The sequence below is a fragment of the Clostridioides sp. ES-W-0016-02 genome (assembly GCF_020641035.1).
GTDB lineage: Bacteria > Bacillota > Clostridia > Peptostreptococcales > Peptostreptococcaceae > Clostridioides.
In genome coordinates this window covers 3,867,855-3,887,614 of sequence record NZ_CP061361.1, presented here as the reverse complement: position 1 = coordinate 3,887,614, position 19,760 = coordinate 3,867,855, and the positions used below count along the sequence as shown (strand labels likewise).

21 protein-coding genes and 3 pseudogenes are annotated in these 19,760 nt (G+C 26.9%); all 24 read left to right on the top strand.

Annotation, left to right across the window (positions count from 1 at the left end; genetic code table 11):
- The first annotated feature begins 35 nt into the window (after positions 1-35).
- The 24 genes and pseudogenes from IC758_RS18005 (at position 36) to IC758_RS17890 (ending at position 19,640) form a co-directional block, all read left to right on the top strand.
- Entirely contained in the window at positions 36-1,184 is a 1,149-nt protein-coding gene (locus IC758_RS18005) for a hypothetical protein (protein WP_227835031.1), read from the top strand.
- The gene (locus IC758_RS18000) at positions 1,181-1,675 is read left to right on the top strand and encodes a three component ABC system middle component (protein ID WP_227835032.1); all 495 of its coding nucleotides are present in this window, start codon (positions 1,181-1,183) and stop codon (positions 1,673-1,675) included. The genes IC758_RS18005 and IC758_RS18000 overlap by 4 nt, the downstream gene beginning before the upstream one ends.
- Positions 1,672-3,600, top strand: a complete 1,929-nt coding sequence (locus IC758_RS17995; RefSeq protein WP_227835033.1) for a DUF3732 domain-containing protein — start codon at positions 1,672-1,674, stop codon at positions 3,598-3,600. Before IC758_RS18000 ends, IC758_RS17995 begins: the two co-directional genes overlap by 4 nt.
- An 88-nt stretch (positions 3,601-3,688) precedes the next feature.
- Positions 3,689-4,621 carry a thioester domain-containing protein gene (locus IC758_RS17990; RefSeq protein WP_227835034.1) on the top strand — a complete coding sequence of 311 codons (933 nt, stop codon included), beginning with the start codon at positions 3,689-3,691 and terminating at the stop codon, positions 4,619-4,621.
- Between the two features lie 11 nt (positions 4,622-4,632).
- On the top strand, positions 4,633-6,057 hold the full coding sequence (locus tag IC758_RS17985) for a SpaA isopeptide-forming pilin-related protein (protein WP_227835035.1): 1,425 nt from the start codon (positions 4,633-4,635) through the stop codon (positions 6,055-6,057).
- 155 nt (positions 6,058-6,212) lie between these two features.
- Positions 6,213-6,527, top strand: a pseudogene (locus IC758_RS17980) (YdcP family protein).
- Between the two features lie 13 nt (positions 6,528-6,540).
- A complete protein-coding gene (locus IC758_RS17975) occupies positions 6,541-6,933 on the top strand; it encodes a YdcP family protein (RefSeq protein WP_227835036.1) in 393 nt (130 codons plus the stop codon).
- Between the two features lie 6 nt (positions 6,934-6,939).
- Positions 6,940-7,707, top strand: coding sequence for a hypothetical protein (locus tag IC758_RS17970; RefSeq protein WP_227860656.1), 768 nt, complete (start codon positions 6,940-6,942; stop codon positions 7,705-7,707).
- A gap of 70 nt (positions 7,708-7,777) precedes the next feature.
- A pseudogene (locus tag IC758_RS17965) lies at positions 7,778-9,068 on the top strand (FtsK/SpoIIIE domain-containing protein).
- A gap of 3 nt (positions 9,069-9,071) precedes the next feature.
- Positions 9,072-9,356 carry a hypothetical protein gene (locus IC758_RS17960; protein WP_413927694.1) on the top strand — a complete coding sequence of 95 codons (285 nt, stop codon included), beginning with the start codon at positions 9,072-9,074 and terminating at the stop codon, positions 9,354-9,356.
- A 264-nt stretch (positions 9,357-9,620) separates the two neighbouring features.
- Positions 9,621-10,808 carry a MobT family relaxase gene (gene mobT, locus IC758_RS17955; RefSeq protein ID WP_227835038.1) on the top strand — a complete coding sequence of 396 codons (1,188 nt, stop codon included), beginning with the start codon at positions 9,621-9,623 and terminating at the stop codon, positions 10,806-10,808.
- 68 nt (positions 10,809-10,876) lie between these two features.
- The gene (locus IC758_RS17950) at positions 10,877-11,098 is read left to right on the top strand and encodes a hypothetical protein (RefSeq protein ID WP_227835039.1); all 222 of its coding nucleotides are present in this window, start codon (positions 10,877-10,879) and stop codon (positions 11,096-11,098) included.
- 206 nt (positions 11,099-11,304) lie between these two features.
- On the top strand, positions 11,305-11,943 hold the full coding sequence (locus IC758_RS17945; protein WP_227835040.1) for a DUF6037 family protein: 639 nt from the start codon (positions 11,305-11,307) through the stop codon (positions 11,941-11,943).
- A 71-nt stretch (positions 11,944-12,014) separates the two neighbouring features.
- Positions 12,015-12,518: an antirestriction protein ArdA gene (locus IC758_RS17940; RefSeq protein WP_227835041.1), complete on the top strand. Its 504-nt coding sequence runs from the start codon at positions 12,015-12,017 to the stop codon at positions 12,516-12,518.
- A 203-nt stretch (positions 12,519-12,721) separates the two neighbouring features.
- Positions 12,722-12,901 (top strand): hypothetical protein, encoded by a 180-nt coding sequence (locus IC758_RS17935; protein WP_227835042.1) that lies wholly within the window; start codon positions 12,722-12,724, stop codon positions 12,899-12,901.
- A gap of 107 nt (positions 12,902-13,008) precedes the next feature.
- Positions 13,009-13,500 (top strand): hypothetical protein, encoded by a 492-nt coding sequence (locus tag IC758_RS17930; protein ID WP_227835043.1) that lies wholly within the window; start codon positions 13,009-13,011, stop codon positions 13,498-13,500.
- Positions 13,487-13,669 carry a hypothetical protein gene (locus IC758_RS17925; protein WP_227835044.1) on the top strand — a complete coding sequence of 61 codons (183 nt, stop codon included), beginning with the start codon at positions 13,487-13,489 and terminating at the stop codon, positions 13,667-13,669. Before IC758_RS17930 ends, IC758_RS17925 begins: the two co-directional genes overlap by 14 nt.
- A gap of 219 nt (positions 13,670-13,888) precedes the next feature.
- Entirely contained in the window at positions 13,889-14,302 is a 414-nt protein-coding gene (locus IC758_RS17920; protein ID WP_227835045.1) for a DUF3795 domain-containing protein, read from the top strand.
- A 160-nt stretch (positions 14,303-14,462) separates the two neighbouring features.
- The gene (locus tag IC758_RS17915) at positions 14,463-14,867 is read left to right on the top strand and encodes a conjugal transfer protein (protein WP_227860655.1); all 405 of its coding nucleotides are present in this window, start codon (positions 14,463-14,465) and stop codon (positions 14,865-14,867) included.
- Positions 14,839-16,283 (top strand): annotated as a pseudogene (locus IC758_RS17910) (ATP-binding protein); the annotation flags it as partial. The gene IC758_RS17915 and the pseudogene IC758_RS17910, both read left to right, overlap by 29 nt.
- Before the next feature lie 42 nt (positions 16,284-16,325).
- Positions 16,326-17,207, top strand: a complete 882-nt coding sequence (locus IC758_RS21290; protein WP_413927714.1) for a recombinase family protein — start codon at positions 16,326-16,328, stop codon at positions 17,205-17,207.
- Positions 17,208-17,624: 417 nt separating this feature from the next.
- Positions 17,625-17,873 carry a hypothetical protein gene (locus IC758_RS17900; protein WP_227835047.1) on the top strand — a complete coding sequence of 83 codons (249 nt, stop codon included), beginning with the start codon at positions 17,625-17,627 and terminating at the stop codon, positions 17,871-17,873.
- Positions 17,874-18,060: 187 nt separating this feature from the next.
- The gene (locus tag IC758_RS17895; RefSeq protein ID WP_227835048.1) at positions 18,061-18,639 is read left to right on the top strand and encodes a TetR/AcrR family transcriptional regulator; all 579 of its coding nucleotides are present in this window, start codon (positions 18,061-18,063) and stop codon (positions 18,637-18,639) included.
- Between the two features lie 56 nt (positions 18,640-18,695).
- Positions 18,696-19,640, top strand: a complete 945-nt coding sequence (locus IC758_RS17890; RefSeq protein ID WP_227835049.1) for an alpha/beta hydrolase — start codon at positions 18,696-18,698, stop codon at positions 19,638-19,640.
- Positions 19,641-19,760 lie beyond the last annotated feature (120 nt).

Here is a 19,760-nt window from a genome sequence, read left to right as displayed (position 1 = left end):
TATCTGTATTATTATAAAGTGGGTGATGTTATATTATGGGTACTGCGGTAAATGATGCAACTTTAAAAAAAGCAGGGGACATTTTTCAATATTATATTGCATTAAGAAATTGTTTTAATATGAAAAGTGGAGATAAAGTGCAAATAGAAGTTAATGGAGATGTCAGTTTAATTTCAAGTGAATCTGACTCATCTTTTCAAATAGAGGTAAAACACCATTTTGGTGAGCATTCTCTTTCTGATAGAAATATAGATTTTTGGAAAACTTTAACTAATTGGTATGTTGAATATGATAGAATATCAGTATTTTCTAGTTTGGTATTGTATACTACTTCAGTAATTGGAGTAGATTCCCCATTTCATGATTGGAACAATAAAAATAAAAGTGAAAAATTATGTGTGTTATTAAATATTGGAGCTATTGAAAAAAAAGATGAAAACACTTTTAGAAAGTATTACAAAAAAATATTCGATGAAAATATTTATGATAAAGAAAAGCTAGAAGATATATTATCTAGATTTACTATAGAATATAATCAAAATAAAATTTCTGATATATCAAAAGAGTTTGATTGTTATGTTGGACATATCCCTCAAGAGAATAGAGATCATTATATCGGAGCATTACTGGGAAGACTACTTTCAATTGTAAAAGAGCCACCACATAGATGGGAAGTAAGTAGAGAAGATTTTGATAATATTTTACAGAAAGAGTCGGTAGCTTATTCTAATAAGAATGGAAAACCATTACCAGATATATTTAATGATGAAGATATATCAGAATATGAAAAGGGAACATTGATTAATAAAAATTTTGTTGAAGAAATAAAAAAAATAGAGTATGATGATGAGATTCAACTAGCTATATTAGATTATTGGAAAACAAATATGACTATTATTAACTTTTTCAATGAAGATTTTTTATATAATCAAAGTTTAGATAAATATAGAGATGATTTGTCATATAAATTAAAACATCAGAAAAAAATTAGTGTAATTAAGAGTAGAGGAAAAAGTAGAAAAGAGCAAATTGAAAGTTCACAAATATTGTATAGTGAAGTTATGTCATGGGATGTGAGGGATTTTGAATCAATAATTAAAAATCAATATTATTTTCAAAGGGGAATTATTCATACTATTGTGGATGACAGAAAATTTAGTTGGGATGTAGGTGAAAATAATTGAGTATAAAAAATATAAAAATATTATCTATGAATTCACATTTTTATGCATTATTATTTAGAGGATTTTTATCAGGATATAATAAACCATGTGAAATAAGAACACTATTTATGGCACTTCCTATTTTGTTATATTCAGATTCAAGGAAAAAACTTATTTCTGCAAATAAAACAAGCAGAATGGAAAGTCTATTTAATAAGCCTAAGGATCTGGAAAATAATAAAAAAATTTCAGGGAAATCTGATTTGGCAGGATATATAAAGCGTTTTGAGGATGTTAAGGGGTTATCTAAAAAAGCTATAATAATTCTATATTCACAAGAGAATATACGTTTAGAAGGAAATAGAATATTTTTAATTTCAGATCCTATAAGTCACTTAAATTATAAAGGAGAAATTAAAAGTTGGATTAGATCTGCGTATTATTTAGGTATTATTTTTGCAAAGACAAATGAGGATCATTTAAATTATTTTTTAGGGGTTGATAGAATATGAGAAGTTATATGAGGGCGATTATGATTTTTAATAAATCAGGAGAAGTTAGAAGTGTTAATATGAAACCAGGAGTGAATATTATTACTGGGGAATCAAAAACAGGTAAGAGTGCTCTTGTTGAAATAATGGACTACTGTTTATGTAGTTCAAGATGTACTATCCCAAAGGGGAAGATTACAGAATTTGCATATATTTATGTTATACCAATGGTAATAAATAAAAATACCTATATAATTGCTAGATATAATTGGGAGAATGGAGGGAAAATGCATATATCAAAAGAAGGTATTGATTTTCCAGTAGATAAAGTTGATTTAAATTATTTTAAAAATATGCCGATATTATCGATTAAGGATGCTCAGTATGAAATTGAGTCTGCATTAGGGTTACATGTAAGTAATCTTGTTTTCGAAAAAGATGAAAAAGGAAAGAAAGCATCTTTAAGAAATATGACATCCTATCTTTTTCAACATCAAAACTTAATTGCAAGTAAATTTGCATTGTTCTATAGATTTTCAGAATCATACAAGAGAAAGGATATAATTGAGCAATTTCCTATTTTTGCAGGAATGATAGGACAGGAATACTATAGTAGCTTAATAGAGTTAAATGATTTAAAGAATCAATTGAATCGTAAGTTAAAGAGTCAAAAATCAAATCAGAAAAGTAGTGAATATTTAAAAAGTATATTAAAACCATTATTAGAAGATTATTTTTCATTATTAAATACTCCTATTGACTTAAATATAACTTTAAATAAGATGAAAAAACTTGCGTCTAATTTGCCAGAATTTGATGAAGCTCAACTTTTAGAAGAAGAGGGAATAATTGAAAGATATAATTTGTTAAAAAAAGAATTAGAAGAGCTAGTAAGCGAAGAAAGAAGTATTCTAATGAAAATAAATAATTTAGATGATGCAAGTAACAGAGGTCGAGGTTTTACTGAATCACTAAAAGAATTAAAAGAAAAAACAAAGGTTTTTGAAATTGGTGAAAATAAATATTCTTGTCCACTTTGCGGAAATAATTGTGAAGTTATTTCAGAAGAAGATAGATTACTATTAGAAGCAGGCGAATGGTTAGATAAGGAGCTAGAGATTACTAGTAAATATACACATGATTTTTCAGAAGATATAAGGAAATTGAAAGGAATTGCTTTAGATATATCAGAAAAGATGAAAATAATATCAAATCAGATTAAAGAAATTGAGAAAAAATATATAAAATCAGATGCCTTAAATTCTAAGAAAGAAAAAGTAAATTATGCTAAAGTTAAAATTGAATTATATTCTAATATGATTGATGGAGGATTATTTGAAAATATTGATGAAGATATAGAAAATTTAAAGGAATTAATAACAAATTTAGAAGATAAGATTAAAGGATATGATTTAGAGGTAAAGAAGGCAAAGGCTCAGACGTTTTTATCTGATAATATGAATCGATTAGCTCTTACATTAGATTTTGAGGAAGAATATAGACCTATAAATCTTAATTTTAGTTTAGTAGATGGAACATTTGATTTATATCAATATCAAAATAAAAATGAAAAAATATTTTTAAATGAGATGGGGAGTGGAGCGAACTGGGTATCATGCCATATATCACTTTTCCTTAGCTTTCTTAGGTACTTTGCTAAACAGGAAAATTCACCTATGTCACTAATTATGTTTTTTGATCAACCAAGTCAAGTTTATTTTCCTGAAGGTGACATAGATAAAAATGAATTTTCACAGTCTGATTTAAAAGCAGTAAATCAGATGTATAAGACTATATTTGATGAAATTAAATCAATTGGAGAAGATACTGGTATACTTCCTCAAATTTTAATAGTTGATCACGTTGATGGAAAAAATTTGGAGGTTAAGGATGAATTTATATCTTATATAAGATGTAATTGGAGAAATGGAAAAGCATTAATATAATTAAATAAATATATATAAATAGACATTGAAATTTATAAATTCAGTGTCTATTTTTTATTGAAATAATATGATGGAAAGGATGATATTTATGGATAAATATAAATTATCTAAAAAATTTGTAAGTTTTATTATGGCTTTTATAATTATAATTACTACTATGTTTACATCACAAGTTTCAGTTTATGCAAGTGAGTTGGATATGAGTGAAAGTACAGGATTTAATTATGTAGGTATTAGTCCAATTACTAATAAAAAGGTTAATCATAAGATTTACCGTATGAAGGTAGATGGTAAAACCGTATTTTGTATAGAACCTGGAATTATAACGTCTAGTGGAGGTGGATATGTATCAGAAGAATATATAGATTCTAAGAAAGATATATTATCTAAAATTGCTTATTATGGATATACAGATACAAATCAATCAAAATATGACTATGCATTAACTCAAATAATTATATGGGAGGAATTAGGAGATAAATTTATATCTACAACACTTCCAAATTATCATAAAAGAAAAACTGAAATACTTGAAAAGGTAAATAGACATAATATATTACCTTCATGGAATAATGAAAAAGTTGCAGTTAAAAGTGGAGAAACAATTGAGTTAGAAGATAAGAATAGTATTATTAGACAAATGAATTTAAAATCAAATAATACTGGAACAGATATATTACTTGAAGAAAATACTTTGAAAATTACAGCAAATAAAAATTCTAATTCAAGAGTTATTAGTTATATAAAGATTCCTAAGAATGAGGTTGGAACATCAATAGTTTATCGTAAGCCTAACTATCAAAGTTTAGCAGAATTTCATATGGAAAGTTCGATGAGTTCAAATTTAAATATAAATGTAATCAAGTTAGGAAGTGTTAAAGTAAAAAAGATTGATGAAGACACAAGAAAGGAATTAGCAAATGCAAAACTTAGATTTGAGTATGATGGTGATAGTAAAGAAATTATAACCGATTCTAATGGAATTGCTAGTATAGAAGATTACCAGAAGGAAAAACTGTAACAATATCAGAAGTGATAGCACCAAACGGATATTTTAATAAAGGTGAAATTAAAAAAGTTATTATTGAAGCAAATAAAACAATAGAAGTTTCATTAGGAAATAAAGAACAGTTAGGTAATGTAGTACTTAGTAAGATGGGAAAAGACTTTGGAACAGAAATGCCTAATGATAGTTATAAATTAGAAGGAGCAATTTATGGAATTTATAATGAAAATGATGAAAAGATAACTACTATAACCACAGATAAATTTGGAAAGGCAACATCAGAAAAGATAAAGCTCGGAAAGTATTATGCCCTTGAAGAAAAGGCTCCAGAGGGATATTTAATAAATAAAGAAAAAATACCATTTGAATTAAAATATGTTGGACAAACTGTAGAAGTAACATCAACATCTATTACTCATAAAGATACAGAACAAAAAGGAAAAGCAATATTAACTAAAGAAGATGAAAAAATTGGGTCAATACCTCAAGGAAGTGCAAAACTTGATGGTGCGGTTTATGAATTAAGAAAATCAAATAATGATGAGTTAGTTGAAATAGTAACGATTAAAGGTGGAAAGGCAAAAGTAGAAAATTTATATCTTGGTGAGTATTATTGGATTGAAAAGAAAGTTCCAGAAGGATATTTATTAGATATTACTAAACATTATTTTGAAATAAGTTATGCAGGTGAAAATATAGAAACATCTGTAAAAGAAACAATAGTAAAAGAGAAAGTAATTACAGGTGGATTTGATTTAATAAAGTTTGGAGAATATGATTGGAAAGAAAAAATTAAAAATATTTTAAAAACAAAAAATAAAGAAATAAAACCTTTAAAGGATGTAGAGTTTTCTGTATTTAGTGACACAATAGTGAAGTTAGTTAAAACAGGATATACAGATGAAAAAGGATATTTAAAATTTGAAGGATTACCTTACGATACTTATACAGTCAAAGAAACTAAAACACCAGAAGGATATATTGCAGCAAAAGATTTTAAGGTAATAATTAAGGAACAAAATGAGGTGCATAACCTAAAAATTAAAAATGAATTAATTAAAGGAGGGGCTAAGTTAATAAAAACAGATGTAGTAACAGGTGAGCCCTTACCAAACGCAGGAATTAGGATACTTGATGAAGATAAAAATATTTTAATAGAAGGTAAAACAGATGATAAAGGTGTATTTTATTTTAATAAATTATCTAAGGGTATTTATTACTTCCAAGAATACGAAGCACCTAAAGGATATCAAATTGATGAAACACCAATGAAATTTGAAATAAAGGAAAATGGTGAGATTATAATTTTTAAGATGACAAACAAAAAAATAGAGAAAACAGAATTACCAAAAACAGGAGAGACAAATGAGTTAATATTCTATGGAATAGGAACTACATTATTAGGATTATTATTAATATCAATAAAAAGTAAAAAGAAAATAGAGAAATAGAAGGTTCAGATACAAAGTAGTATCTGTTTTTTTATACAAATTTTTAGGAGGTAATGAAATTATGGATTATAAATTTGTGTTTATTAGATCACCAACATTTAAAGCTATTTACTTTATTTTAAAAATATAAATTTAGAAAAGAGAGGTAATGATTGATGAAATTGAAACATATTATCCCCAATATGGATGATACATTTGGAAGTTTAGAATATGCAGGAGAAGGATATATTAAACAAAGAAAAATTAATGGGAAAATGACAGTAATGTCTAGAGAATATAATCTCTATTCAGATATATAAAGAGCAGACGATATAGTTGTTATTTTACCAGCTAATGTAGGTGAAAAGTCTTTTGAAGTTGAGGAAAAGGTAAAATTAATAAATCCTAAAATAATAGCTGAAGGATATAAAATAGGAACTCGAGGTTTTACAAATTATATTTTATTAGCAGATGATATAGTAAAGGCTTAATGAGGATAAGATTATGAGATTAGCAAATGGAATAGTTATAGATAAAGAAAAAACATTTGGAGTATTAAAGTTTTCGGCACTCAGAAGAGAGGTACATGTTCAAAATGATGATGGAACAGTATCAAATGAAATTAAAGAACGTACTTATGATTTAAAGAGTAGAGGACAAGGAAGAATGATACAAGTCAGTATACCAGCATCAGTACAATTAAAAGAGTTTGATTATAATTCAGAAGTAGATATTATTAATCCAGTTGCAGATACAGTAGCGACAGCTAATTTTAATGGGACTGATGTAGATTGGTATATTAAAGCTGATGATATCACTTTGAAAATAGGACAAGGAAAATTAGCAGAAGATTTACAAGATAAGCAGGCAAGTAAAGATAATATTAAAAAGAAGTAGATTAATATGAGTAAGGATAAAGATAAGAGTATTCAAATAATTAGTAGAAGAAAATTAGATTTAAGAATAAAGAAAATACCAAAGAAAGCAGTAATTAATTTTATTAGGACGTATCACTATTCAAAAGTAATTCCTCGTCTTTGTCGTTATTTTTTAGGAGTTTATGAAGAAGACATATTGTTAGGTGTGATTGAATTAGGATGGGGAACACAGCCATTACAGACTATACGTAAAATATTTCCTTGTAATGAACTTTTTACAGAAAACTATTTGGAAATTGGCAAAATGTGTTTTCTTCCAGAAATGAATTATAATCAATATTTTGGAAGTCGAACTCTTTCACTACTAATAAGATGGTTAAGAAAAAACACAGGATATCTTTTTTTATATACACTTGCTGATGGAATAGAAGGAAAATGCGGATATGTTTATCAAGCTTCTAATTTTTATTATTGTGGTTATTTTAAGACTAGTGTATATCGAGATAAAGAAACAGGAGAAAAAATACATCCACGTAGTGCAAGAAAATTATTGGAAGAAAATGCACACTATGATGGAGTAAAAAAAAGATATTGGTTTACACATTGTTTTTGTGAGTACAAAGGTATAGAAAAAATTAATGGACTTATGTTCCGATATATATATCTGTTGACAAAAGAAGCTGATGTAATTTTGAAATACTACAAAAATTATGTAAGACATAGATATCCTAAAGATAAAAATCTATTGTTTGAAAGAAGGATTGATAATAGGAAATATGAAAAAATACAATAACCAAAATTTAATAGAAATGTAGATAGATATAATGCACAGGATTTTAATAAATATATGGAAAGGATAAAAAATGAAATTTTATAAATACAAAGGGAATAGGATAAGAGCCATTGATAAATTACTGGTTTTTCGTTTTTCAATAAGTATATTGTCAATTATATTTACGATATTATTGACAGTTCTTAATGTAAAACAGATTACAGAAATAAACTGGAAAAACATAAACTTGTTTTCTGGGAATGGGTTATCACTTTCAATATGATAGAGTTAAACAACTAATCCATCGTCAAAAATTAGCAAGAATGATATTAGAAAATAAATGGTATGAATCTGAATCTATTAAAGATAGTGGATTCTTTAAAGATTTAAATTCTAATAAGCAGAAAGAAAAAATAGTGTATTTTCCTAAAATGTACTATGAATTAAAGGATGGATTAATTTATATTAAAGTTGAAATAACTTTAGGTAAATATCAAGATCAATTATTAAATTTAGAAAAGAAATTAGAGTCAGGTTTATATTGTGAGTTAGTTTCTAAAGAGTTAAAAGACTCTTATATTGAATATGTTTTACTATATGATACTATTGCAAATAGAATATCTATTGATGAAGTTAAAGTTCGTAATGGAAGTTTAAAATTTATGAAGTCTGTGTATTGGGAGTTTGATAAGTTACCTCATATGCTAATTGCAGGAGGAACTGGCGGAGGAAAGACATATTTTATACTTACAATAATTGAAGCATTAATAAGAACTAAATCTACACTTTATATATTAGATCCTAAAAATGCAGATTCAGCAGATTTGAAAATGGTTATACCAAATGTATATTGTAAAAAAGACGATATGATTTTGTGCATAAATAACTTTTATGATGAAATGATGAAGCGTAGTGAATCTATGAAAACTATGAGTAATTATAAAATTGGAGAAAATTATGCATATCTTGGACTTCCAGCTAACTTTTTAATATTTGATGAGTATGTTGCTTTTATGGAAATGCTAGGAACTAAAGAAAATACTGCTGTTTTAAATAAACTAAAGCAAATTGTAATGCTTGGTAGACAGGCAGGTTTTTTTCTTATATTAGCTTGTCAACGTCCAGATGCTAAATATCTTGGAGATGGTATTAGAGATCAATTTAATTTTAGAGTAGCACTGGGGAGAATGTCTGATCTTGGATATAATATGATGTTTAGTGAAACTAACAAAGACTTTTTCTTAAAGCAAATTAAAGGAAGAGGCTATATAGATACTGGTACAAGTGTAATATCTGAATTTTATACTCCACTTGTTCCTAAAGGTCACAATTTTTTAGATGAAATAGATAAATTATTTGTAAAAACAGAAAAAACAGATTAAAGTTTGGAGGTGTTTAATTTCATTCAAGAAATGTATTCTATTGAAAATATTGAAGAAATTATAAGATATGATGAATACATTAAGGATTTTGAAGAACAGCCAATGGATTTTTGTAAATCATCTGGGGCTAGAATATTGCAAAGTGTTTTTTCTGAATTTACTGCTGATATGATTTGTAGTGTTTATTTAGATAGTGAACAAACAAAGGTAGAATATCCTATAAGATTTGAGTTTAATATTAATGTAGAGGATGGACAAGTGTTAGTGTATTATCTTGGATTTAGTTAAAAAAATTTAAAACAATAAGAAGCAGGCAGTAAGCATAGGCGTCGTGCGAAGCGAAAGACGCAGATGCGGATTGACCTGCTATTGGTATGGCTTTGCCATACCAATATTTATTAGCCCCTGGTATCTAACAGGGGGGCACAAATCGACTAAAACCATTTAAGTAAAACTTATAAAAGCAAGGTAGAAACAAGGTTTCAAGAGATTAGGGGTATGTGAAAAAATCAAAGGTTATTTCACATACCTTTTTTATAGGAGGACAAATGATTGAGTACAGAAGAATGGATTGAAAATCTAAAAGATAAAAGGATTGAATATGGAGTTTCTCAAAATAAATTAGCATTATCAGTAGGGATTATGAGAGAATATTTAAATAAAATAGAAAGTGGGAAAATAATAATAAAAAATGGGATAAAAGAAAAATTAATTAAATCGTTAGGAAGATTTAATCCAGAATTACCACTTACGATGATGATTGACTATATAAGAATAAGATTTCCAACAACAGATGTAGAAAATGTTGTTAATAATATATTGAAATTAAAGCTTGAATATATGATTCATGAGGATTATGGATTTTACTCTTATTCAGAGCATTATGTTATAGGTAATATATTTGTTTTAGTATCTCAAGACATAGAAAAAGGAGTTTTAATAGAATTGAAAGGACAAGGTTGCAGGCAATTTGAGAATTTCTTATTAGCACAACATAGATCATGGTATGACTTTTTATTAGATGCATTATTAGCTGGCGGTGTTATGAAGAGAATGGATCTTGCTATTAATGATATGACAGGAATATTAGATATAAAAGAATTAGTTAATAAATGCAATAATGAAGAATGCATTTCAGTATTTCGTAGTTTCAAATCTTATAGGTCAGGTGAATTGGTTAGAAGAAATGAGAAAATTGGTATGGGGAATACCTTATATATTGCTTCATTAAAAAGTGAAGTCTACTTTTGTATCTATGAAAAAGACTATGAGCAATATATAAAATTAGATATACCTATTGATGAAGCAAAAATAAAAAATAGATTTGAAATAAGGTTAAAAAATGAAAGAGCATATCATGCAGCAGTTGATTTGTTAGCAAATAGAGATGAAGAAAAGACAGCATTTTCAATTATTAATCGTTATATACGTTTTGTTGATAAAGAGGATGAGAAAAATAGAAGTGAATGGAAAACTAATGATCAGTGGAGTTATTTTATTGGTGAAGGTAGAGCTAAGTTAAAACTAACAACAAATCCAGAACCGTATAATATTCATAAAACTTTAAACTGGCTATCAAGGCAGGTTGCACCAACTTTAAAAACGATTAAAAGATTAGATGTCTTGAATAATACAACATTAATTGAAGATTTAATAAAATATGCAAACTTAACAGATCGTCATAAAAAAATAATTGAACAAAATTCAGTGAACATTGAAGATATTATCTATGATGAGTAAAAGAAAGTGTAGTTGTTTCAATAGATAAAGCAATATAGATTTAATAAAAAAGAAGGGAGATTTGAGAAATGAATTTTGGTCAAAATTTATATAACTGGTTTTTATCAAATGCACAATCATTAGTATTAACGGCTATAGTTGTAATTGGTGTATATCTAGGATTCAAAAGAGAGTTTTCAAAACTTATCGGATTTTTAGTTGTTGCATTAATTGCAGTAGGTTTAGGATTTAATTCTAGTGGAGTTAAAAATATATTATTAGAGTTATTTAATAAAATAATGGGAGTATAATGTATTGTTATGTAATATTAAAAGATGGTATAATTTAAAAAATAAAGGAAATGGTAAAATAAGTATATAGATTTTTTAGTTAATAAATAACTTATTAGATATTAGACGTTCTTTTAAGTACAAACATTAACCAGTAAATTTTATTTATGTGAATGTAAATATAGTCTATAGCTTATTGTAATGTTATTTTGAAAGAGGAGAGTATTATGAAAGAACATGAAGAAATAAGATTTAAAAATTTACCGAAGTTATTAAATGATATGAGAAAGAAGCAATGGGTTATTGATTCATTTCAATTTAAGTATAAAGATAAAATTTATATTGTTATACTTACAAAATATAAAGAAGGAGAACATAAACCTAGTAAATATGCTGTGGCTAGAATAGAGTTTATTGAATTAGATAATATACATAATTCAATTACTGGCTATATAGATTTCTTTAATGTTTACTTTAGAAGCAATCAAGAATTTTGCGATTTTTTTGGAATAAAAGATAGATTTGCAAATAGAGATTTATTTAATGATTTTTCTGAAATATTTGCTAAGTATATTCCAGAGGAAAAAATTATAAATAAAAGCGATGTTGAAAGAAGAATAATTGGAAGTAAAGTAGAAGGTGGAAATCCTAATGCGATATATTGTTATGATGTAAGGAGAAATGGGAAAAGGGAAGATGGATCTCCTAACGTAAGAAGTATTGAAAATAGTAATAAAGCACAAGCATTACGACCTGAATTATATAAAAAGTATCAAAGAGATATGAATTTGAGTTTTTTCTTTTCAGATGATCCGAATAAAGAAAGAACAGATGATGAAATTTATAAATCTTTTTCTGAAAGATAAGAAAAAAGCAGTAGATAAAAATCTACTGCTTTTTTATATCCAAATTAAATAAAAGAATGTGAGATGATACTATGGAAGAAATGAGAGTATATATTGCAAACTTAGGAAAATACAATGAAGGTGAATTAGTTGGTGATTGGTTTACACCACCGATTGATTGGGATGATTTGAAGGAGCGTATAGGATTAAATAGTGAATATGAAGAATATGCAATACATGATTGGGAGTTACCATTTGAAATTAGTGAATATACATCTATAGAAGAAATTAATAGCTTATGTTCTATGGCAGAAGAATTAGCATCTACAGATATAGGAGAATCAATAAATGATATTCAAATAGCTTTTTTCTCTAGCTTTGAGGAATTATATGAACATAAAGATGACATTATTTATTATCCAGATTGTGATGATATGACAGATGTAGCTAGATATTTTATTGAAGAAACTGGGGCTTTAGGAGAAGTACCAGTTAGTTTACAAAATTATATTGATTATGAATCATATAGATGTGATTTAGAAATAAGCGGTAGTTTTGTAGTAACTAATCATGGGGTATTTGAGTGTTTAAATTAAAAATTAATAGTTTTGATTAAGTGTTGATTGGTGATATTTGTTATAATATAAGTATATTTAAAAGTCACATCTATTATTAGCATAAGCAAAGTCATTCTCAGAACAAGAGAAAGAAGAATCATTAACTTTCATGATTATTAAAAAATTAGGAGGAAGGATAATGAAAAAAATAATTACCACAGTAAGAGGTGTTGCTGCACTTTGTGGAATGTTTGCATTTTAACAGCAAAGTGGGATTTAATTTTATATTAATAATGCTTATAGCACAGACAATATCTGAGATTTATGAGTATAAGGAAACAAAGAAAAAAAGACATCTAATAATACCTGTATTAGCTGTAATTTCATGTGCTGTTTTTGTTTGTATAAAAATTTTAAGCTAAAAAAATAATTTATTGAAACTTTTTATTACGAGTATAATATGAGATAGACAAATTAGAATTTTATAGTTAACATATAAAGAATTTGCGTAATAGAAAAGGAGAAGAAAATGTATAGTATAGATAGTGATGTAAAATTTCCTGATATGAGTCATTATGATATGAACAATCCAGGAAGTATGGCATTATATTTAGCACATTGCGATTTTTATCCATTTAGAAATGTAATAGAGAATAATAAGATTGCTTTAGATGCTATATCAGAGGGGTATAGAGAAATTGTAAGAGAAGCTACTAAAATAAATGATTTTAAAACCGAATGTTGGGCGATGACAAGTGGTACATTGCATTCATGTAGAGTAGATTTACTAACACAGTACTCTTTATTATTAACAATGGTTTCATTGTTAGAAGAAGCAGTTAATACACTTTGTAGACTTTATCATAATGTATATAAAATCGAAAAGGAATTAAAAGATATAAAGGGGAGTGGTTTAGAGCGAGCTGCAAAATGTATAAAGGAAGGGATTAAGATAGAAGGATTCAAATCTGATAAATGGGAATATATAACAGAAATAAGAGATGCATATGATTGTTCATAATGGTGGAAGAGTAGTTAAAGAAAAAGACTTTAAAAAATTTGACAAGTTTTCTATAGGATATAGGGATGAAGATAAACAGATTTATTTGCAATATACAGATATTACTAAGATGTATGATGCAATTATGGAATTTATAGATAAATCATTTAGGCTAATTCCTAATATATAACATAAAAAATAATTTAAAATATATGGTAATAAAATTATTTGAGAAGTTATGTTTTTTTAGCTATACTTGATAAAATTCCAGTTTATCAGGCGGATTATGAGCATTAGTTTGATATGGATCTTTTATATTCTACTAAAGCTAATCTTGATCACAAGTTAGCTGTTAATTTTGACGTTCAGTGAGGGAATTTATATAATTCTACAAAGGGGGGGAATTATTATGAAAATGCCGAAAGAACCGATAGAGACGATTATGTTTGCTCCTTGTGGAATGAACTGTATGGTTTGCTATAAGCATTGCTATCATAAAAAACCATGTGCAGGTTGCTTGAACAGCGATATTGGAAAACCCGAACACTGTCATAAGTGCAAAATTAAAGACTGTGTTCATGAAAAAGGTATTTCATATTGTTATGAGTGTAACGAGTACCCATGTAAGCTGATTAAAAACTTTGAAAAAAGTTACAATACTAGATATCGTGCAAGTCTTGTAGCGAATAGCCTGTTTGTAAAAGAAAATGGTTTGAATGCCTTTATGGTGCAACAAAAAGAAACATTTATGTGTCCTATCTGTGATGGAATAATTTCTATTCATGACCTTGAATGTAGCGAATGCCAATGGGGAGTAAAATGAGTATAATCTTTATTTCAACAAATTCTAATTTAACGATTAGAATTTAAGGAATAATATTAATATTTGCGAGTTAAAAGTGGACAATTAACCTTGTCCATTTTTTGATGTCCAATATCAACCTTAATTTTAAAAAGAGACTAAATAAAAAGGAGGAGTATATTTGAAAAAAATTAAGTCATATACAGGTATTTGGAATGTAGAGAAAGTTATTTATGCAATAAATGATTTTCAACTGCCATTTCCAGTTACTTTTACACAAATGACATGGTTTGTATTAATACTTTTTATAATTATATTATTTGGTAATTTACCCCCATTAGCTATGATAGAAGGAGCATTTCTAAAATACTTTGGAATACCAGTTTTTATAACTTGGTTTATGTCTCAAAAGACTTTTGATGGAAAGAAACCTTATGGATTTTTAAAGTCAATAATCTTATATTCATTTAGATCTAAAATAACATATGCAGGAAAAAGTATTAAATTTAAAAGTAAAATTATTGATGAAAATATAACTATAGTAAGGAGTGAGTTATATGTTCCCAATCAAATCTATAGAAAATAATCTTGTACTTAATAAGGAAGGAGAATGTTTTGCTTATTAAGAATTAATATCATATAACTATTCATTCTTATCAGCAGAACAAAAATTTATTGTACACGATAGTTTTAGGCAATTAATAGCACAAAATAGAAATGGCAAAATTCATGCACTTCAAATAGCAACTGAAAGTTCTATAAGATCTACACAAGAAAGGTCAAAGAAAAATATCACAGGAAAATTAAAAGAAATTGCTTACGAAAAAATAGACAAGCAAACAGAAGCACTTGTTTCTATGATTGGCGATAATCAAATTGATTATCGCTTTTTTATTGGATTTAAGCCTTTAGTTACAGAAGAAGAAATGAATATAAAGAATATAAAAAAGTCAGTATTAGCTAATCTATCAGATTTTATATATGATGTTAATAATAAATTGATGGGTGATTTTGTCAGTATAAACAATGATGAAATTATGAGATTTTCAAAAATGGAAAAGTTATTAGAAAATAAAATCTTAAGAAGATTCAAAGTTAGAAGGCTAGATAAAAATGATTTTGGCTATTTAATTGAACATAATTATGGAAAGAAAGGCACAGCTTTTGAAGATTATCAATACCATTTACCTACAAAGAAACTTAAAGGAGAAACATTAGTAAAGAAATACGATCTTATAAAGCAAACTAGATGTCTTATAGAAGAGAAGCAAAGATACTTAAAAATTATACATGAGGATTCAGAAAGTTTTGTAGCTTATTTTACTATTGAAAGTATTATTGTAGAAATGGATTTTCCATCTAGTGAGATATTTTATTATCAGCAACAACAGTTTACATTTCCTATTGATACTAGTATGAATGTTGAAATTGTAACAAATAAAAGGCTTTAACTACGGTTAGAAATAAAAAAAAAGAATTAAAAGATTTAGATAATCATGCTTGGCATGCAGGGAATGAAACAGGAACAAATGTAGTAGAAGCGTTAGATGCTATAAATGAGCTTGAAAATAATTTAGATCAAACAAAAGAATCGATGTATAAGTTAAGTTATGTAATTAGAGTATCAGCAGATAGCATTGATGAATTAAAACGTCGTTGTGATGAGGTTAAAGATTTCTATGATGATTTAAATGTAAAGTTAGTACGTCCAATGGGAGATATGATAGGATTTCACAATGAATTTATACCTTCAAGCAAAAGATATATAAATGATTATATACAATATGTAACTAGTAATTTTTTAGCAGGTTTAGGATTTGGAGCAACTCAACAGCTTGGAGAAAATGAAGGAATATATATTGGATATAGTTTAGATACAGGAAGAAATGTATATCTGAAACCAGCTCTTGCAAGCCAAGGAGTAAAAGGTTCTGTAACTAATGTATTGGCAGCAGCATTTTTAGGTTCATTGGGAGGTGGGAAATCATTTGCTAATTTATTATACAGATTTAATTAAAAAAATAATGAATGGAATTTTGTTGATATCTATGCTGATGAAGGAATAACAGGAACTCAAATTTCTAAGAGAACAAATTTTCAAAGATTAATTAATGATTGTATGAATGGTGAAATAGATGTGGTTATTACTAAATCAATATCATGTTTTGCTAGAAATACATTAGATACTTTAAAATATGTTCGTATGCTTAAAGAAAAAAATATAGCTGTTTATTTTGAAGATGAAAAAATAAACACTTTAACAATGGATGGTGAACTATTATTAGTAGTGTTAAGTTCTGTAGCACAACAAGAAGTTGAAAATATCTCTGCAAATGTAAAAAAAGGACTGAAGATGAAAATGAGTAGAGGCGAGCTTGTTGGTTTTCAGGGATGCTTAGAATATGATTATAATGTAGAGGACAAAAGCATAACTATTAATAAAGAAGAAGCAGAAATAGTTCGATATATATTTAATAGATATATCGAAGGTGCTGGAGGAAGGCTAATTGGTAATGAATTAGAACAATTATGGTATAAAACTAAACGAGGAAGTTCTACATGGCATGAATCTACTATACTAGGTATAATAAAAAATGAAAAGTATAAAGGGGATGTACTTTTAGGAAAAACATTTACTTTAGATCCTATATCAAAATGCAGGTTAGAAAATTATGGAGAAGAAGATCAATTTTATCTAAGAGAGCATCATGAGCCCATAGTGAGTGAAGAAGTTTTTGATAAAGCTCAGGCTATAAGATTAAAAAGAAGTATTCCAAGAGGGTCACATGAAACAGAAGGATTTAAACGTCAGAAGTATAGTAGAAAATATTCATTTAGTTGTATGATAGAGTGTGCATTTTGTGGAGGAACATTTACAAGAAGATGTTGGCATAGTGGAACTAATCATTCTAAAGTAGTATGGTAATGTGTTGTTTCAACTAAAAAGGGAAAGAAATATTGTGAACATAGTAAGGGGATTCTAGAAAAAGTATTTGAAGATGCTTTTATTGAAAGTTATAGACAATTATGTGGGGATAATAAACAAGTCCTTGAAGAATTTTTAGCTAGATTATCAGATACTTTAAATGAAAGTAATGTTGAAAAGAGATTTCTAGATTTAGAGAAACAAATAGATACATTAGATAAGAAAAGAAAAAAACTCATAGATATGAGATTAGAAGATATAATTGATAAGGAATCATATGAAGAAAAGTATGATGATTTAACAGTTGAAATAAAGAAACCTAGTAAAGAGAAATAAACTCTTAAAGCATCATTAATAAATGAAAAGAGTATAAAAGCAAGAATTAAGGAATTTAGAAAGACACTTGAAAGAAATGAAGTGTTAGAAAAATTTTATAGATATGTATTTGAAAGCATAGTAGATAAGGTTATAGTTAGAGCTATTAATGAAGATGGTATAGTTGATCCTTATAAAATAACTTTTGTTTATAAAACTGGCTTTGATGATAAACAAGATGGACATAAATTTATAAATAAGAGTCCGTTAGAAGCGTATTCAAAAGATAATAACGATAATAAAAAGGAGTGTTCATATACTAATAATGAGACATGTGGAAACTGTAGCTAAGATAATCAAGCAATAGTAATGTATATATTAAGATTTAAACAATAAAACAGGAAAGGCTCTTTAGGGAGTCTTTTTTCTATTTCATAATTCAATAATGAACAAAATTAAAATTCTGTTTTTTAATAATGAACATACATTGTAATTATTATTATCTGCAAGTATGATATTTCTAGGAGGATTACTAAAGATGCAAATAAAAAAAGAAGAAATAGAAAAGAAAATTGCAGAAGTTGCAACAAACGAATTTTTAAAAAAAGGTTATGAAAATTCTTCTATGAGAACTATAGCGAAAAAAGCTCATACGTCTATTGGAAATATGTATCATTATTATCCTAATAAGGAAGAACTTTTAAAATTTATAATAATGCCAACAATTAATGTAGTTGAGGAAAATCTATCAAAGCACGTTTGTTTAGAAGAAAATAAAGTGATAACAAAGGAATCGGCTTTACTATATCTAGATGATTTAGATAACTTTTTAGAAAAAAGTGGATTTAAATATTTTCTAAATAAAAATATGATTATTCTTCTTAAGCTAGAAAGTACTGATTTAGTAGTTTACAAAGAAAGAATTATTAATAATTTATGTAATCATCTAAAATGGCATTTAAATATAGCTGATTTTCATTACTCTAAAATGATAATTAATATGTTAATAGATTGTATTAAATATATACTTATTGAGTATGATGATTCATATGAAGTATACTCACAATTTTCTAAAATATTCCGAATACTTTGTACGGGATTAATTGGACAAATATAACGATATAATCTAAAAACAAAATATCATTAACTAAAATGAGAGGAGCTTCGTAAAATATGCAATATTATAAAAATCAAACAGAATGGAAATTAGTACAATCCTTTTTACCTTTAAATAATCAGTTAAGAGAAAAAAATTTACCTAATGAATATTTTATAAAATGGGAAGAAATAAATATTCACATTGACCATTATAAAGTTGATAATCACAAGGGTACTATCATTATGTTTCATGGGGTTGGTGGGAATGGACGATTACTTTCAAGTTTGTCTCTACCTTTAGTAGAAGCAGGATATGAAGTCATTTGCCCAGATTTGCCACTTTATGGGAATACAGAAATATTAAGTGTTTCTAAAATCACTTATGATACATGGGTTAACTGTGGAACTTTTTTGGTTAACTACTTTCAAGATAAAGGTAAAAAAATATCATTATTTGGACTAAGTGCAGGTGGATTTTTAGCATATCAAGTGGCATGTAATTGTAAAAATATCTATGCATTAATGGCTTCTTGTTTTTTAGACCAACGTATTCCAATAATAATTGAACAAACAGCTATTTCACCATTCATAGGAAAAGTAAGTAAAAAATACCTACCTATAGCAAATAAGTTATTTCCTAATTTCAAGATACCTATTAAACTAGTGGGAAATATGAAAAAAATTGTAAATAATAAGGATTTAGCAGAAATTCTTATTAAGGATAAAAAATCTTCTGGGAGCAAAGTAACAATATCTTTTTTATATGGGATGCTGAACCCTTCTGTTAATATAGAGCCAGAAAAATTTAATTATTGTCCAGTGTTATTAGTTCATCCTGAAAATGATTGTTGGACAGATGTATCATTAAGTAAACTGTTTTTTGACCGATTAATAGGTAATAAAAAGATTACGATGCTTGAAGGTGCAGGGCATTTTCCAATAGAAGAAAATGGATTGAATAAAATGAGTAGTACTTGTATTATGTTTTTGGAACAATGTTATGAAATAACAAATTTATAGAATTATATTTATGTATTGCCATAAGGAAAAATATAAAAAATACTTATTATAAAAAATTAATATTAAGTGAATATTAGATTTGAAAAGACTCCTAAATGCTATAGAATAAAGAAATGAGAC

Bases quoted from the DNA above. Each gene is read 5' to 3' on its own strand.
- IC758_RS18005 (WP_227835031.1), top strand. From the start codon at position 36: ATGGGTACTGCGGTAAATGATGCAACTTTAAAAAAAGCAGGGGACATT.
- IC758_RS17995 (WP_227835033.1), top strand. From the start codon at position 1,672: ATGAGAAGTTATATGAGGGCGATTATGATTTTTAATAAATCAGGAGAA.
- IC758_RS17990 (WP_227835034.1), top strand. From the start codon at position 3,689: ATGGATAAATATAAATTATCTAAAAAATTTGTAAGTTTTATTATGGCT.
- IC758_RS17975 (WP_227835036.1), top strand. From the start codon at position 6,541: ATGAGATTAGCAAATGGAATAGTTATAGATAAAGAAAAAACATTTGGA.
- IC758_RS17970 (WP_227860656.1), top strand. From the start codon at position 6,940: ATGAGTAAGGATAAAGATAAGAGTATTCAAATAATTAGTAGAAGAAAA.
- IC758_RS17950 (WP_227835039.1), top strand. From the start codon at position 10,877: ATGAATTTTGGTCAAAATTTATATAACTGGTTTTTATCAAATGCACAA.
- IC758_RS17945 (WP_227835040.1), top strand. From the start codon at position 11,305: ATGAAAGAACATGAAGAAATAAGATTTAAAAATTTACCGAAGTTATTA.
- IC758_RS17940 (WP_227835041.1), top strand. From the start codon at position 12,015: ATGGAAGAAATGAGAGTATATATTGCAAACTTAGGAAAATACAATGAA.
- IC758_RS17930 (WP_227835043.1), top strand. From the start codon at position 13,009: ATGTATAGTATAGATAGTGATGTAAAATTTCCTGATATGAGTCATTAT.
- IC758_RS17925 (WP_227835044.1), top strand. From the start codon at position 13,487: ATGATTGTTCATAATGGTGGAAGAGTAGTTAAAGAAAAAGACTTTAAA.
- IC758_RS17920 (WP_227835045.1), top strand. From the start codon at position 13,889: ATGAAAATGCCGAAAGAACCGATAGAGACGATTATGTTTGCTCCTTGT.
- IC758_RS17895 (WP_227835048.1), top strand. From the start codon at position 18,061: ATGCAAATAAAAAAAGAAGAAATAGAAAAGAAAATTGCAGAAGTTGCA.
- IC758_RS17890 (WP_227835049.1), top strand. From the start codon at position 18,696: ATGCAATATTATAAAAATCAAACAGAATGGAAATTAGTACAATCCTTT.